Here is a 15491-nt window from a genome sequence, read left to right as displayed (position 1 = left end):
TATATTGTTGTATTTCTTGCAGTCACTGGAGCAGCATTGCGCAACATAACCTGTTAATTATCAAATAAATATATTTATTTGATGAATGTATTCACCATATCCATAGGTGCGTAACCGTGACTGAGAAAAAGGTAGCGGAGTCAAATGGCTCCCATTAATTCTTATAACATTCATTTCTGCCGGGCTGTGGCAACTTACCCCTCCATCCGGGTTAAGTGCGCCAGCCTGGCATTCGGCAATTATCTTCGTTGCGACGATTGCTTCTATCGTGGCAAAAGTTTTACCCATCGGCGCGGTCGGCATTATTGGGATTACGGTTTTTGCACTCGCCTATGCGGCCGGGGATAAAACCGCCAGCGGCGCTATCACCACAGCGCTAAGCGAACTGAACAGTTCACTTATCTGGCTTATCGTCGTGGCTTTTATGATTGCCCGCGGTTTTATCAAAACTGGCCTCGGACGACGCATTGCGCTGCAGATGATCCGTCTGCTCGGCAAGCGCACGCTGGGACTCGCCTATGGTCTGGCTTTTGCCGATCTGATCCTCTCCCCGGCAATGCCGAGTAATACAGCACGCTGCGGCGGCGTCATCTATCCGATTGCCGACTCTCTGGCACGCAGTTTCCATTCGAACCCGGAAGATGAGTCCCGCAGTAAAATCGGTATCTTTCTTATCACCTGCATTGGCAACGTCAACGACGTCACCGCCGCGCTCTTTATGACCGGTTATACCGGCAACCTGTTGGCGGTGAAGTTGGCGGCCAATGCGGGCGTCACGCTGACCTGGGGCAGCTGGTTTATGGCGGCGCTGCTGCCATGCCTTGTGTCCTTACTGCTGGTTCCACTGCTGGTCTACTGGATCGTGCGCCCGGAAATAAAGCACACGCCGGATGCCCCGAACCTGGCGCGCAAAGAGCTGGCGGAAATGGGCAGTATGTCTCGCGGCGAATGGCTAATGCTGGCTACCGTCGGCGTACTGCTGGTGCTGTGGATTTTTGGCGATACGTTAGGCGTCGACGCCACTACAGCCTCGTTCGTGGGACTGTCCATTTTATTGCTAAGCGGCGTTCTGAGCTGGGAAGATGTGAAAAGCGAGAAAGGCGCATGGGACACGCTGATTTGGTTTTCCGCACTGCTGATGATGGCGAACCAGCTGAAAAAACTAGGTTTCACTACCTGGTTTGGCAATCTGATCGGCGATAGCCTGAGCAGTACTATGCACGGTACCAGTTGGGTGATCGTCCTGTTGCTGCTGAATGGCGCCGGGTACGTTCCAACGGGCGTCTGGTGGCGCACAGGATTTATCATCAGCCTGTTTAATCAGGCGGTCTTTATTACCGTGGGTCTGATGTGGTGGAAGGTGTTGGGTCTGTACTAAACTGACTGCGTCCTGACGAATACCTTACCTACGGAGAAAAGGAATGACCTGTATTTTCTGTCAAATTGTTGAAGGTAAAGCACCCTGCCATAAGGTCTGGGAAGACGAGCACCATCTGGCTTTTCTGTCAATTTTCCCGAACACCGACGGTTTTACCGTGGTGATCCCGAAAAAGCATTATCCCAGCTATGCCTTCGACATGCCGCCGCAGGCGTTAGCGGACCTGATGCTGGCGACCCAAAAAGTGGCTAAAAAACTGGATAAGGCTTTCCCGGATGTCAGTCGTACGGGGATGTTCTTCGAAGGTTTCGGCGTAGACCATGTGCACAGCAAATTAAGCCCCATGCACGGCACTGGCGATCTAACTCATTGGAAACCGATTGAGTCGCGGCAGACCAAATTTTTCGAGCAATATGAAGGGTATCTGTCATCACACGATCATGAACGGGCGGATGATGCAAAACTGGCCGCATTAGCGGCCAGAATTCGTGAGGCATAAATACTGAGCACTTCTGCCGGATGGCGGTGCAAGCACCTTATCCGGCCTACAAAATCGTGCTATTCGTAGGCCTGATAAGCATTTCACCACCGGGCAAAGCAAATTAACGTCCCGCTACTTTCCCGCGTTTTTTGTTTGCGGCAGGGGTCTGGCGCTGGTGCGCCACCGGGGTGTGCTTGGTCAACGCCGGACGGGTATGACGGTTCTGGCGACGTGCTTCGCGCATCTCTTCCAGCGTAGGCGCCGGAACCAGACATTCACGACGACCGCCGATCAGATGCTTTTTACCCATGTCTTCCAGCGCCTGGCGGATTAACGGCCAGTTAGCTGGATCGTGGTAACGCAGCAGGGCTTTATGCAAACGGCGCTGCTTATCACCTTTCGGCACCACCACGTCTTCACTCTTATAACCAATTTTACCCAGCGGGTTTTTCCCGGTGTAATACATGGTTGTGGAGTTCGCCAGCGGCGATGGATAAAAGTTCTGCACCTGATCCAGACGGAAACGACGTTGTTTCAGCCACAGCGCCAGATTCACCATATCCTCGTCACGCGTACCCGGGTGCGCGGAGATGAAGTACGGGATCAGGTACTGTTCTTTACCCGCCTGTTTAGAGTAGGTATCGAACAACTCCTTAAAGCGATCGTAGCTGCCCATCCCCGGCTTCATCATCTTCGACAGCGGGCCTTCTTCAGTATGCTCTGGCGCAATCTTCAGATAGCCGCCAACGTGGTGGGTCGCCAGTTCTTTGATATAGCGCGGATCTTCAACCGCGATGTCATAGCGCACACCGGAAGCAATGAGGATCTTTTTAATGCCTTTCAAATCACGCGCCCGGCGATAAAGGTTAATCGTCGGTTCGTGGTTGGTATCCATATGCGGACAGATATCCGGGTAGACGCATGACAGACGACGGCAGGTCTGCTCCGCACGCGGTGACTTACAGCGCAGCATATACATGTTCGCCGTTGGGCCGCCGAGGTCGGAAATCACGCCGGTAAAGCCCGGAACGGTGTCGCGAATGGCTTCGATTTCATTGATGATCGAGTCTTCAGAGCGGCTCTGGATGATGCGGCCTTCGTGCTCGGTGATCGAACAGAACGAACAGCCGCCAAAGCAGCCACGCATAATGTTGATCGAGAAACGGATCATCTCATAGGCCGGAATGCGGCTGTCGCCATACGCCGGATGCGGCACGCGCTTGTACGGCAGCGCAAAGACGCTATCCATCTCTTCGGTAGACAGCGGAATGGCTGGCGGGTTGATCCAGATGTAGCGATCGCCGTGCTTTTGCATCAGCGCACGCGCGCAGCCAGGGTTGGTTTCGTGGTGCAGGATACGCGACGCATGCGCATACAGCACTTTATCGCCCTTCACTTTTTCAAAGGACGGCAGCAGCACGTAGGTTTTTTCCCACGGTTTCGGACGCGGCGGCTGTACGGTTACCGCTTTCGCTTCCTGCTTTTTCGGTGCGACCGGTTTGTTGTCAGCACACGGCAGATCTTCGCCGTACGGATGCGGGATCGGATCAATCTTGCCCGGCGTGTCGAGACGCGTGGAATCCACCCCACTCCAGCCCGGCAGCGCTTCTTTAACCATAATCGCGGTGTTACGCACGTCGCGGATCTGATCGATGGTTTCGCCCATCGCCAGACGATGCGCCACTTCCACCAGCGGACGTTCGCCGTTGCCGAACATCAGCATGTCGGCTTTGGAATCCACCAGAACAGAGCGACGAACGGTATCAGACCAGTAGTCATAGTGCGCGGTACGGCGCAGGCTGGCCTCAATGCCGCCGAGAATAACCGGCACATCTTTCCATGCTTCTTTACAACGCTGGGTATAGACCAGCGTGGCGCGGTCCGGGCGTTTACCTGCTACGTTGTCTGGTGTGTAGGCATCGTCATGGCGCAGTCGGCGATCTGCGGTGTAACGGTTGATCATCGAGTCCATGTTGCCTGCGGTCACACCAAAGAACAGGTTCGGTTTACCCAAACGCATAAAATCGTCTTTGTTGTTCCACTCCGGCTGGGCGATAATCCCTACACGAAAGCCCTGCGCTTCCAGCATACGGCCGCATATTGCCATGCCAAAGCTGGGATGATCGACGTATGCATCGCCGGTAACCAGAATGATGTCGCAGCTATCCCAGCCAAGTTGGTCCATTTCGTCGCGTGACATCGGCAAAAACGGTGCCGGGCCAAAACAGGCAGCCCAGTACTGCGGCCAGGAGAAAAGGTCTCTGTCCGGCTGGATCAGGGATATTGCGCTCATAATGCTTCCAAAAATGGTAAAAAAATAATCAAAGGCCGGGGATTATACGCTGTATGTCGACAAGAAATGAAGTGGAGTCTGAACCAGGGCAGTAGAAAGTTATATAAATTGTTAAATTTTACGACGCTCATTTTTATCAATCATAATTAACACCATGCCGACCAGCTGAGATAACTCTTTTTCGGCGGGGGATTTTTCATTGCGACTCAACGATTCACTGCATATTTCCCAGCTACGGGTTGTTGTTCACCTGTGTGGGTTTCTGGTTCTTCTCTACAGCTTTTCTATGCTGCCACCGATGACCATCGCTTTGTTAAACAAAGAGCGGAGCTTGTTCGCTTTTTTCAGCACATTTATGACTTTCTTCACCCTCGGCGGCGGGGCGTGGCTGGCAACCAAACATGCGGGTATTCAACTGCGAACACGGGATGGTTTCGTTATTATCGTCCTGTTCTGGCTGTTGTTTTCGTTTATCAGCGCGATGCCGATGTGGATGGACGATGGCTTAAACCTCTCCTTTGCGGATGCCCTGTTTGAAGGGGTTTCCGGGATTACCACCACGGGCGCAACGGTAATTGGCGACGTCAGCGCCATGCCGAAGTCGTATCTCTACTATCGGGCTCAGCTCAATTTTATTGGTGGCCTGGGTGTTATTGTCCTCGCCGTGGCGGTATTACCGCTTTTGGGTATCGGCGGCATGAAGCTGTATCAGTCTGAAATGCCGGGCCCTTTTAAAGAAGAACGCCTCACGCCAAGACTTGCTGATACTGCACGTACGCTGTGGCTGACCTATGTCATTCTGGGTCTTATCTGTACCCTGGCCTACTGGGCTGCCGGGATGTCGTTCTTCGATGCCTTATGCCACGGGCTGTCGACGGTTTCTCTCGGCGGATTTTCCACTCGCAGTGAAAGCATCGGCTTCTATAACAGCCATGCGATCGAGCTGGTCGCTGGGGTGTTTTCCCTGTTGTCTGCTTTTAACTTCACCCTCTGGTACGTGGCTATCGTGAAACGTACCTTCAAACCCTTTCGTCGTAATGCCGAACTGCGTTTCTTTTTGCTTATTGCGTTGGTTGTCACTCTGATCGCCACCTGGCAAGTTTGGCGGGCAGGCATGTACGGATTAACGGACAGCCTGGTGCATGCTTTTTTTCTGGCAAGTTCGATGCTGACAGATAATGGCCTGTCGACGGCGGATTACGCGCAGTGGCCTTCGCACACGATCTTCATGCTGCTCAGCGCCAGTTTCTTCGGCGGTTGTGTGGGATCGACCTGCGGGGGGATTAAGGTGCTGCGTTTTTTGATTATGTTCAAGCAGTGCCGTCAGGAGTTACACCAGCTCGCGCATCCCCGTGCCCTGCTGAACATTAAAGTGGGCAATAGCGTGGTAAGCGACCGGGTGGTGCGTTCGGTATGGAGCTTTTTCTTTCTCTACGTTTTGTTCACCAGCTTTTTTATCTGGGCGCTCAATCTGATGGGCTACGACCTCTTCTCCTCTTTTGCCACCGTCGCCGCCTGCATCAACAATATGGGGCTAGGATTTGGCGTCACCGCCACGACATTTGGCACCTTAAATGAGGAAGCAAAGCTACTGATGTGCGCGGCCATGATCATGGGGCGTCTGGAGATTTACCCCATTCTGATCCTGTTCTCGCGCATGTTCTGGCGGGCATAACGGAAATCCCGGCGCATTACGGCGCCGGGTTCACCAACATCTGTCCGATTGAGCCACGATCTGCCATTTCCAGCGTCTGGCTATTAAAGTAGAACGGGAAATGGGCCCAGGAAGGCTGTCCGTAATAAACCAGTAATTCAACCTGGCCGTCAACCCAGACGGTATCTTTCCAGCCTCTGTCTTCAGGGAACGGCATCGCGCCATTCACATTACGGATTAAGAACGAGACGCCTTCTATATGGAAGGACTGGGGCATATCCGCCCGCACCGTCCAGCGCTCCCAGGAGCCCTGCTGAGCGGTAATATCCATACGATTGACGTCCCACAGCTGACCGTTGATGCCAGGGTCATCGTCCAGGCTGATATCACGGCTGCGAATCGGCGAACCGCTGAGGATTTCCGTTGGCAGCAGGCGCATTGGCAGGCTGTCAGTCACCAGCGGCAGAAGCCCCGTTGGACGCAGAGTCAGCACCAGCGTGGAGATGAGAATACTGGAAGGCTCAAAGAACCCGCGGATTCTGTCGACAATACTGGCTGCCTCGCCACAGGTGATAGAGACCTCATTACCGTTCGTCATATCCACCAGGATCTCACGACGCTCGCCAGGCGCCAGCGAGAGCTGCTTCACCGAAACGGGCGCAGGTAAAAAGCCCTGATCGCTGGAAATCACATGCAGCGCACGGCCATCGCTCATTTGCAACTGGTAACGACGCGAGTTTGAAGCGTTCAGTAAACGCAAGCGCACCCAGCCGCGGGAGACTTCGACATACGGGCTTTGCGCCCCATTGACCAGCAGCGTATCACCGACAAAACCACCGCTGCCGGGCTCGCTGTATTCCGGCGTGCCAAAGTTGTCCAGCCGCTTGTCCTGGATAATGACCGGAAAATCATCCACGCCATAGTGGTTGGGAATAGACAGTGATTTACTCACTTCATCTTCAACCAGCCACATCCCGGCAAGGCCGTTATAGACCTGCTGAGCAGTACGATTTGGCGTATTGGCGTGATACCACAACGTGGCGGCATTCTGGCGAATCGGTAGCACCGGCGCCCAGTCAGCATTCGGGGACATCATGCGCGCCGGGCCGCCCATCAGCGGGCCTGGTACCTGTAACCCGGCGACGGTCATCGAGACATTCTCAGTCAGACGGTTGCTGTAGATAAGCTTGACGTCATCCCCTTTCCAGACGCGAATTGTCGGTCCCAGGTAGCGGCCGTTAATTCCCCAGACAGGTGCGCGCGTGCCTTGTGTAAAGGACCAGTGCGCACGTTGCAGCGTCATAAATAGCGGCTGCCCCCGGCGGGATTCCAGCAGCGGAGGCACAGGTAACGGTTGTTGCTGACCGGCAGCATTAGCCTTCAGCGGAACAGCACCTGCACACAGTGCGATCCCCGATGCCTGAATGAACTGACGCCGACTGAATGACATATAAACTCCATAAAAAACTGGCTATTAACACGCAGGAAGTCATTTCCTGTAAAAAACCCGAATTGCGCGGATTAAACCTTACCGGCGGCTTCCCGCTCAGCAACTTCTTTATCGAGCTCTGCGATTTTTTGTTCCATCAGCGTGCGGCAATGCGCTGCCAGTTCACGAACCTGATCTTTGCCAAAGTGGCTAATATCCACCGGCGGCAACATCTCGACAATCGCCAGACCATTATTGAGTCTGTTTAATTTTATCTTGTTCGAGGTTGTGGAAACGCACACCGGAATAACCGGGACACCAGCAGCAATCGCTGCATGGAACGCGCCGGTTTTAAACGGAAGCAGACCGCGACCGCGGCTACGCGTTCCTTCCGGGAACATCCAGATAGAAATGCGGCGTTTTTTGAAATGATTCACCACGGCAGCAATGGTGCTGTGTGCTTTTGCGCGGTTATTTCTGTCAATCAACAGGTTACCGGTTAACCAGTACAGTTGGCCAAAGAACGGGATCCACAGCAGGCTTTTTTTACCCACAGTTACCGTCGGCGGCTGAACGATATTCGCAGCGGTAACCATGTCGTAGTTGTTCTGATGGTTACAAATATAGATAGCATTACCATAGTTCTGCGCGTCTGCCGGCATGCGGCATTCGACCTTCAGGCCATAAAGGGGAGCCAGGCGGCCAAACATGTGGCCGAACGTGGCGACGTGTTTAGGATTTCGCGGGCTGAACAGACAGTATATGCAACCGAAAATACAGACCAGAACGCAGTAAATAACAGTAATAATTAAACGAAAAATATATAGCATAACAACCTCTAAGGCCTAAGAGCCTGGCATTTTACGTCACCTGATTCATCACGCGGTATCAGGTTAGGGCTTTGTTAAGGGCGGCTCTCTGGAAAAGCGTATTGTTAATCGCAACGCACGAATAAACAACGGTTTCACGGGAATTTTTAACGTTGGCTCTCCCTGGGCTTTAACAGGGAGAGCCGGACGGTAGCGTTATTCTTCGCTGTCGCCGTGACTGGCGCGTCGAGGCGAGTCAATCTCAATGCTGTCGATACGCTGCAGACCACGCATTAGCGTGCCGCGACGGCCGCGCTCGCCGGTCACTTTCTGCAACTCTTCGGGACGCAGTTTGATTTTGCGCTTACCGACGTGGATAGTCAGCGTGCTCTGCGGCGGCAGCACGTATAGTTGCGCCAGACCATCCTCGCCTTTCGCCGCTTCCGCTGAAGGGATATTAATGATCTTGTTCCCTTTGCCTTTCGACAACTGCGGTAAATCGCTCACCGGGAACATCAACATGCGACCAGCCTGAGTAATCGCCAGCAGCATATCGGTTTCATCTTCAATCACCACCGGCTGCATGACGCGCGCATTCTCTGGCAGCGTAATCAATGCCTTACCTGCACGGTTACGTGCAACCAGGTCATTGAAGGTGCAGACAAAACCGTAGCCCGCATCCGATGCCATCAGCAGTTTCTGATCATCGCCTTCCATCAGCATGTGCTCAACCGTCGCGCCCGGCGGCAGAGTGAGCTTCCCGGTCAGCGGTTCACCCTGACCGCGCGCCGACGGCAGCGTAATCGGATCGATGGCATAGCTGCGGCCGGTCGAGTCCACGAACACCACCGGCTGATTGCTCTTACCCTTCACTGCCGACTTAAAGCTGTCGCCCGCTTTATAGCTTAATCCCGGCGCATCGATGTCGTGGCCTTTCGCGCTACGCACCCAGCCACTCTGGGACAGCACAATGGTCACCGGCTCAGACGGCAGCATGTCGTGCTCGCTCATCGCCTTCGCTTCTTCGCGCTCCTGCAGCGGAGAACGACGATCGTCGCCATAGGCCTCAGCGTCAGCCTGCAACTCTTTCTTCAGCAGGTTATTCATTTTACGTTCAGAAGCCAGAATGGCCTGCAACTGATCGCGCTCTTTCGCCAGTTCATCCTGCTCGCCGCGGATTTTCATCTCTTCGAGTTTGGCAAGATGGCGCAATTTCAGCTCAAGGATGGCTTCAGCCTGGGTTTCAGAAATACCAAACCGCGACATCAGCTCTGGCTTAGGTTCATCTTCATGACGAATAATTTCGATTACTTCGTCAATATTGAGGAACGCCACCAGCAAGCCTTCAAGGATGTGTAGGCGCTTGAGCACTTTTTCCAGACGATAATTCAGGCGGCGGCGCACGGTATCGCGGCGGAACGCCAGCCATTCGGTGAGGATCTCCAGCAGGTTTTTCACCGCCGGACGCCCATCAAGACCGATCATGTTCAGGTTGATGCGGTAACTTTTTTCCAGATCGGTGGTGGCAAACAGGTGGTTCATCACCTGCTCCATATCCACGCGATTGGAGCGCGGGACAATCACCAGACGAGTCGGGTTTTCGTGATCCGATTCGTCGCGCAGGTCGTCTACCATCGGCAGCTTTTTATTGCGCATTTGAGCAGCGATCTGCTCCAGCACTTTTGCCCCGGAAACCTGATGCGGCAGCGCGGAAATCACCACCGCGCCGTCTTCTTTCGTCCATACCGCACGCATACGTACGGAGCCGCGTCCGTTTTCGTAAATCTTACGAATCTCCGCGCGCGAGGTAATGATCTCCGCTTCGGTCGGGTAATCCGGCCCCTGCACGATATCCAGCAACTGATCCAGCGTCGTTTTCGGCTGCTCAATCAGAGTAATCGCTGCTTTTGCCACTTCACGCAGGTTGTGCGGCGGAATGTCCGTTGCCATACCAACGGCAATACCGGTCGTACCGTTGAGCAGAATATTTGGCAGACGCGCAGGCAGCATCTTCGGCTCCTGCATGGTGCCATCGAAGTTCGGCACCCAGTCCGACGTGCCCTGACCGAGTTCACCCAGCAGGACTTCCGCATATTTAGACAGGCGGGATTCGGTATAACGCATCGCCGCGAAGGATTTCGGATCGTCCGGCGCCCCCCAGTTCCCCTGCCCGTCAACCAGCGGATAACGGTAAGAGAACGGCTGCGCCATCAGCACCATCGCTTCATAGCAGGCGCTGTCGCCGTGCGGATGGTATTTACCCAGCACGTCACCGACGGTACGGGCGGATTTTTTAAATTTGGCGCTGGCATTCAGCCCCAGTTCGGACATCGCGTACACGATGCGACGCTGAACGGGTTTCAAACCATCGCCAATAAACGGCAACGCCCTATCCATGATGACGTACATGGAATAGTTCAGATAGGCGTTTTCCGTGAATTCATGCAGCGCCAGGCGCTCTGCCATATCGCTCATTAATCGTGGTTCCTCAACTTTGTACCCCTCTATTGAAGGGCAATATTGCCGCAGATACTACCCTATCTGGCGTGTTGAGTCACAAAGAAAAGGGCCGCGAATGCGGCCCTGATGGGGATTACTTAGCAACTTTGGTAATCTGTTTCACGTCGATTTCAACGGAGTTCCAGTCTTTATCCACTTCACCCTGGATTTCAACCACATCCTGCGGTGTGACGGTTACGCCGTTCCAGCGCTTGTGGTCGATATCCACATTCACTGTGCCGGTCGCATCTTTAAACACATACAGGTCGTCGGAAATACGCTCAACGATGTTCCCGCGCAGGGTAACCCAGGTGTCATCTCGCAGTGATTTGGCGCTTTCTACTGTCGTGCTGCTACCGTTCGGGCCGACAAATCCGCCGTTTTGGCTCTGCGTAGTGGTTGTCGTTGGCCCAGAGAAGCCGCCCTGCTGAGCTGCCAGAACAGGTGCGGAACACAGTGCCATTACGGCAACCATTGCAGCTAATTTTTTCATCGTCATGTCTCCCTTTCATGTTGGTTTACGACTATTAAATAAGTTAATCCTTAACAAGTTCTTAAGGCAAAAAAAGATACTTTTTTTACTGTACAGAGACTGTAGCCACAGGTTTACTGACTGCAAATGAGTTATCGCAGGGAAGAACATATGCGTATTTTACTGATCGAAGATGACACGTTGATTGGCGATGGCCTGAAAACAGGACTGAGTAAAATGGGTTTCAGCATTGACTGGTTTACCGAAGGCCGCCAGGGGAAAGAAGCACTCTACAGCGCACCTTATGATGCGGTAATCCTCGACCTGACACTGCCAGGCATAGACGGACGGGACATTTTGCGAGAATGGCGAGCTAACGGGAAGCAGGAGCCGGTACTGATTCTGACCGCTCGCGACGCGCTGGCGGAACGCGTTGAAGGCCTGCGCCTGGGCGCAGATGACTATCTGTGTAAACCCTTTGCGCTGATCGAAGTTGCTGCCAGACTGGAGGCGCTGGTGCGTCGTGCCAGCGGCCAGGCCAGCAACACATTGCGCCATGGCCAGGTAACGCTCGATCCCGGCGCGTTGGTCGCCACGGCGGCGGGTGAATCTTTGTCACTCAAACCTAAAGAGTTCGCACTGCTGGAACTGTTGATGCGCAACAAAGGTCGCGTCCTGCCCCGCAAACTGATTGAAGAAAAACTGTATACCTGGGACGAAAATGTCTCCAGCAATGCGGTTGAGGTCCACGTTCATCACTTACGCCGTAAGCTCGGCAGCGACTTTATCCGTACCGTGCATGGCATTGGCTACACCCTGGGTGACGCATGAAACTCACACAACGCCTCAGCCTGCGCGTCAGGCTAACGCTTATTTTTCTGATTCTGGCATCAGCCACCTGGGCCGTATCCAGTTTTGTGGCCTGGAGGCAGACTACCGATAATGTCGATGAGCTGTTTGATACCCAGCTGATGCTGTTCGCCAAGCGGCTTAGCACGCTGGATATCAGCGATGTCACCACCTCAAGCAATATGGCCCGCACGCCAAAGAAACTGAAGCATGGCCATATTGATGACGACGCACTGGCGTTTGCCATCTACTCCACCGACGGCAAAATGGTGCTACACGATGGCGATAATGGCCAGGATATTCCCTACAGCTACAGCCGGGAAGGGTTTAGCGACGGCCAACTCAGGGGCGACAGCGATTCCTGGCGCTTCCTGTGGCTGAATTCCGCTGATGGGAAATATCGCATTGTGGTGGGCCAGGAGTGGGAATATCGGGAGGATATGGCGCTGTCGATCCTTACTGCACAATTAACCCCATGGCTGGTTGCGCTGCCGCTGATGTTGCTGATCCTGGTGGTCATGCTGAGTCGCGAACTCAGGCCGCTAAAAAAACTGGCGCAAGCTCTGCGCTGGCGCGCCCCGGAATCAGAAGAGCCGCTCGACTCGAAAGGTGTGCCAAGCGAAGTGCGCCCGCTGGTTGAATCGCTAAATCAGCTGTTTACCCGCATCCACTCAATGATGGTGCGTGAACGCCGCTTCACTTCTGATGCCGCCCATGAGCTGCGCAGTCCGTTGACCGCGCTGAAGGTGCAAACCGAAGTGGTGCAACTGTCAGACGACGACCCGCAAACGCGGGAAAAAGCGCTGGCGCAGCTACATGCGGGAATTGAACGCGCCACCCGACTGGTCGATCAGCTCCTGACGCTTTCGCGCCTCGACTCCCTCGATAATCTTCAGGATGTGGCGGAAATTTCATTGGAGGAGCTACTGCAATCCGCGGTGATGGATATCTACCACCCGGCCCAGCAGGCGCACATTGACGTACGTTTGCAGATTAACGCACACAATATTATGCGCACAGGACAGCCGCTGTTGCTGAGCCTGATGGTACGAAATCTGCTGGATAATGCCATTCGCTACAGTCCGCAGGGGAGCATTGTGGAAGTGACGCTCAACGCCCGCAATTTCAGCGTCAAAGATAATGGTCCTGGCGTTGCGCCGGAGGTACTTACACACATCGGTGAACGTTTTTATCGTCCACCGGGACAAAGCGTGACCGGCAGCGGTCTCGGCCTGTCAATTGTCCGCCGTATCGCAACATTGCATGGAATGTCAGCCTCGTTTGGCAACGCTTCGGAAGGCGGGTTTGAAGCTAAGGTCAGTTGGTAACTGCATTATTATTGCTCAAATAGCAAAAGACTTTGCACATTTTGCTAATTTCACCGCACCGCTGGTGGGGGTAAAATCGTCCTCAAACGTATTTCCTTGAGGACACAAAATGAGCAACATTCTGATTATCAACGGGGCGAAAAAATTCGGTCATTCTAATGGCCAACTGAATGACACCCTGACCGAGGTCGCGGACGGTATCCTGCGCGACCTCGGGCATGATGTTAAAGTCGTACGCGCGGACAGCGATTATGACGTAAAAACAGAAGTGCAGAATTTCGTCTGGGCCGATGCGGTTATCTGGCAGATGCCAGGCTGGTGGATGGGCGCACCGTGGACCGTGAAAAAATACATCGATGACGTGTTTACCGAAGGTCACGGCACGCTGTACGCCAGCGATGGCCGCACACGTTCAGATGCCTCTAAAAAATATGGCTCCGGCGGGCTGATTCAGGGCAAAAAATACATGCTGTCTCTGACCTGGAACGCACCGATGGAAGCCTTCACTGAAAAAGACCAGTTCTTCCATGGCGTTGGTGTTGATGGCGTCTATCTCCCGTTCCATAAAGCAAACCAGTTCCTGGGAATGGAAGCGCTGCCGACCTTTATCACCAATGACGTGATTAAAATGCCGGACGTCCCGCGTTATATCGCAGAATATCGCAAGCATCTGACCGAAATTTTTGGTTAACTGGTAACCTGGAATTAGAAGGAGTTAACCATGCTTACCGTTATTGCAGAAATCCGTACACGTCCAGGTCAACATCACCGCCAGGCGGTACTGGATCAGTTTGCTAAAATCGTTCCGACCGTACTGAAAGAAGAAGGCTGCCACGGCTATGCGCCGATGGTGGATCATGCCGCAGGTGTGAGTTTTCAGACCACAGCGCCAGATTCAATCGTGATGGTTGAGCAGTGGGAAAGCATCGCGCATCTTGAAGCGCATTTGCAGACCCCGCATATGAAAGCCTACAGCGAAGCCGTGAAAGGTGACGTGCTGGACATGAATATTCGAATTCTGGAGTCGGGTATTTAAGGTTGTCGATTTGCCGGATGAGGCGTTTTAGGCCACCATCCGGCATTCAACCGCAGCGCCACCGGGCACTCCTTACCAGTAGAGCTTCCAGCTCTGAGTGAAGCGCATTAACGCTTCAACGTAGAAATAATCCCCCCAACTTGCACACTCATCGACCCCTTTGTTGCTCGACAGGTGATACACCGAGTGTTTCAGTAGCCCGTTCCCCTGTTCATCTTTACCCATCAGATAATGCCTGGTCAGCGAAGACATGATCCCCATCGCCCACTGCTGGTAGCACTCGCGATCCGGATCGGTCACCGGCAGATGTTTAATCAGCTCCAGCAGACCACAGACGGCAATCGCCGCCGAAGATGAATCGCGCAGCGCATCGGTTCCGACTAATGCCAGATCCCAGTGGCAAACGGCATCTTCCGGCAGGCGATTAAGAAAGTAGTTGGCCAGCTTTTTCGACAGCTGCACCATTTGTGTATCGCCAGTGTAAATATAGCTCAGCAGAAAACCATAAATCCCCCATGCCTGCCCACGCGACCAGCAAGAATCATCAGCATAGCCCTGCTGCGTATTACCGTAACGCGGTGCGCCGGTTTGCACGTCCATATAGTAGGTGTGGAAGGTCGACGCATCTTGGCGGATCAGATATTTGGCTGCCTGCGCAACGTGGGCCTTCGCCGCATTCGCAAAACGCGGATCGCCCGTTTGCTCGCTAGCCCAGTACAGCAGCGGCAGATTCATATTGCAGTCAATGATCATCCGTCCTGCCTGATCGGGATCGCGAAGATCGCCCCACGCCTGGATGATCTGCGCCTTTTCATGAAAACGCTCCAACAGCGCTTCTGCCGCCATCAGGGAAAAACCTCGAGCATCGCGATTGCCGGTCAATCGCCAGGCCGCCACACAGGAAAGCGTGTAGAGGAATCCCAGGTCGTGGGTGTTGGTATCGTGGCGTCCGGCAATACGCATGCCAAACGAACGCACATGCTTCTCCGCCATCGCACGAAATTTGCTCTCACCACTCATTTCCCACGCCAGCCATAATTGCCCGGTCCAGAAGCTGGTCGTCCATTCCACATTCTCTGTCAGTGGGTAATAACCTTGCATACAGGTTTCGGCAGGAAATTGTTCACCGAATTCCGTTAAATGACGGCTAATCAATTCGAGGACATCTTCTCGGGCGCAACTTATTTGATCCTGAAAACTGCCGGGATTAACCGGACTGCCAGGAAATGCGCGCAACGATTCCTCAACGATATGATTTAACAT

The 15491-nt window shown here is 53.7% G+C and carries 12 protein-coding genes and 1 pseudogene; 7 read left to right on the top strand and 6 right to left on the bottom strand.

Annotated features, from left to right (window positions below; all coding sequences use genetic code 11):
- Positions 1 to 124 precede the first annotated feature (124 nt).
- Both SK39_RS15285 and SK39_RS15280 read left to right on the top strand, forming a co-directional pair.
- Positions 125 to 1378, top strand: a pseudogene (locus SK39_RS15285) (DASS family sodium-coupled anion symporter); the annotation flags it as partial.
- Between the two features lie 43 nt (positions 1379 to 1421).
- Positions 1422 to 1877 carry an HIT family protein gene (locus tag SK39_RS15280; RefSeq protein WP_032937388.1) on the top strand — a complete coding sequence of 152 codons (456 nt, stop codon included), beginning with the start codon at positions 1422 to 1424 and terminating at the stop codon, positions 1875 to 1877.
- Positions 1878 to 1980: 103 nt separating this feature from the next.
- On the opposite strand, the gene SK39_RS15275 is transcribed toward SK39_RS15280, so the two are convergent.
- Positions 1981 to 4152, bottom strand: coding sequence for a YgiQ family radical SAM protein (locus SK39_RS15275; protein ID WP_003024532.1), 2172 nt, complete (start codon positions 4150 to 4152; stop codon positions 1981 to 1983).
- Between the two features lie 199 nt (positions 4153 to 4351).
- Between SK39_RS15275 and SK39_RS15270 the strand changes: the two genes are divergently transcribed.
- Positions 4352 to 5827: a TrkH family potassium uptake protein gene (locus tag SK39_RS15270; RefSeq protein WP_016150983.1), complete on the top strand. Its 1476-nt coding sequence runs from the start codon at positions 4352 to 4354 to the stop codon at positions 5825 to 5827.
- Between the two features lie 16 nt (positions 5828 to 5843).
- Here the strand turns inward: SK39_RS15270 and ftsP are convergent, their stop codons facing one another.
- The 4 genes from ftsP to SK39_RS15250 form a co-directional block, all read right to left on the bottom strand.
- Positions 5844 to 7256 (bottom strand): cell division protein FtsP, encoded by a 1413-nt coding sequence (gene ftsP / locus SK39_RS15265; protein ID WP_003024538.1) that lies wholly within the window; start codon positions 7254 to 7256, stop codon positions 5844 to 5846.
- Positions 7257 to 7327: 71 nt separating this feature from the next.
- Positions 7328 to 8065 carry a 1-acylglycerol-3-phosphate O-acyltransferase gene (gene plsC / locus SK39_RS15260; protein ID WP_003024540.1) on the bottom strand — a complete coding sequence of 246 codons (738 nt, stop codon included), beginning with the start codon at positions 8063 to 8065 and terminating at the stop codon, positions 7328 to 7330.
- 195 nt (positions 8066 to 8260) lie between these two features.
- Positions 8261 to 10519 carry a DNA topoisomerase IV subunit A gene (parC, locus tag SK39_RS15255; RefSeq protein WP_003024543.1) on the bottom strand — a complete coding sequence of 753 codons (2259 nt, stop codon included), beginning with the start codon at positions 10517 to 10519 and terminating at the stop codon, positions 8261 to 8263.
- 118 nt (positions 10520 to 10637) lie between these two features.
- The gene (locus SK39_RS15250) at positions 10638 to 11036 is read right to left on the bottom strand and encodes a YgiW/YdeI family stress tolerance OB fold protein (protein WP_003024544.1); all 399 of its coding nucleotides are present in this window, start codon (positions 11034 to 11036) and stop codon (positions 10638 to 10640) included.
- 150 nt (positions 11037 to 11186) lie between these two features.
- Here SK39_RS15250 and qseB point away from each other — a divergent pair, with 150 nt between their 5' ends.
- The 4 genes from qseB (at position 11187) to SK39_RS15230 (ending at position 14228) form a co-directional block, all read left to right on the top strand.
- Positions 11187 to 11846, top strand: coding sequence for a quorum sensing response regulator transcription factor QseB (gene qseB / locus SK39_RS15245; protein WP_048217161.1), 660 nt, complete (start codon positions 11187 to 11189; stop codon positions 11844 to 11846).
- Entirely contained in the window at positions 11843 to 13192 is a 1350-nt protein-coding gene (qseC, locus tag SK39_RS15240; protein WP_003846328.1) for a quorum sensing histidine kinase QseC, read from the top strand. The genes qseB and qseC overlap by 4 nt, the downstream gene beginning before the upstream one ends.
- A gap of 109 nt (positions 13193 to 13301) precedes the next feature.
- The gene (locus tag SK39_RS15235) at positions 13302 to 13883 is read left to right on the top strand and encodes an NAD(P)H-dependent oxidoreductase (protein ID WP_003838153.1); all 582 of its coding nucleotides are present in this window, start codon (positions 13302 to 13304) and stop codon (positions 13881 to 13883) included.
- 30 nt (positions 13884 to 13913) lie between these two features.
- A complete protein-coding gene (locus SK39_RS15230; RefSeq protein ID WP_003024557.1) occupies positions 13914 to 14228 on the top strand; it encodes a putative quinol monooxygenase in 315 nt (104 codons plus the stop codon).
- 72 nt (positions 14229 to 14300) lie between these two features.
- On the opposite strand, the gene SK39_RS15225 is transcribed toward SK39_RS15230, so the two are convergent.
- Positions 14301 to 15491 carry a glycoside hydrolase family 88 protein gene (locus SK39_RS15225; RefSeq protein ID WP_048217160.1) on the bottom strand — a complete coding sequence of 397 codons (1191 nt, stop codon included), beginning with the start codon at positions 15489 to 15491 and terminating at the stop codon, positions 14301 to 14303.

This window comes from Citrobacter sp. BIDMC107, from assembly GCF_001037575.1.
In the GTDB taxonomy this organism is placed as follows: domain Bacteria; phylum Pseudomonadota; class Gammaproteobacteria; order Enterobacterales; family Enterobacteriaceae; genus Citrobacter; species Citrobacter freundii.
Note: the sequence above shows the minus strand (reverse complement) of the source record. Positions and strands in the feature narration are given on the sequence as shown.

Bases quoted from the DNA above. Each gene is read 5' to 3' on its own strand.
- SK39_RS15280 (WP_032937388.1), top strand. From the start codon at position 1,422: ATGACCTGTATTTTCTGTCAAATTGTTGAAGGTAAAGCACCCTGCCAT.
- SK39_RS15275 (WP_003024532.1), bottom strand. From the start codon at position 4,152: ATGAGCGCAATATCCCTGATCCAGCCGGACAGAGACCTTTTCTCCTGG.
- ftsP (WP_003024538.1), bottom strand. From the start codon at position 7,256: ATGTCATTCAGTCGGCGTCAGTTCATTCAGGCATCGGGGATCGCACTG.
- plsC (WP_003024540.1), bottom strand. From the start codon at position 8,065: ATGCTATATATTTTTCGTTTAATTATTACTGTTATTTACTGCGTTCTG.
- parC (WP_003024543.1), bottom strand. From the start codon at position 10,519: ATGAGCGATATGGCAGAGCGCCTGGCGCTGCATGAATTCACGGAAAAC.
- SK39_RS15250 (WP_003024544.1), bottom strand. From the start codon at position 11,036: ATGAAAAAATTAGCTGCAATGGTTGCCGTAATGGCACTGTGTTCCGCA.
- qseB (WP_048217161.1), top strand. From the start codon at position 11,187: ATGCGTATTTTACTGATCGAAGATGACACGTTGATTGGCGATGGCCTG.
- qseC (WP_003846328.1), top strand. From the start codon at position 11,843: ATGAAACTCACACAACGCCTCAGCCTGCGCGTCAGGCTAACGCTTATT.
- SK39_RS15235 (WP_003838153.1), top strand. From the start codon at position 13,302: ATGAGCAACATTCTGATTATCAACGGGGCGAAAAAATTCGGTCATTCT.
- SK39_RS15230 (WP_003024557.1), top strand. From the start codon at position 13,914: ATGCTTACCGTTATTGCAGAAATCCGTACACGTCCAGGTCAACATCAC.
- SK39_RS15225 (WP_048217160.1), bottom strand. From the start codon at position 15,491: ATGTTAAATCATATCGTTGAGGAATCGTTGCGCGCATTTCCTGGCAGT.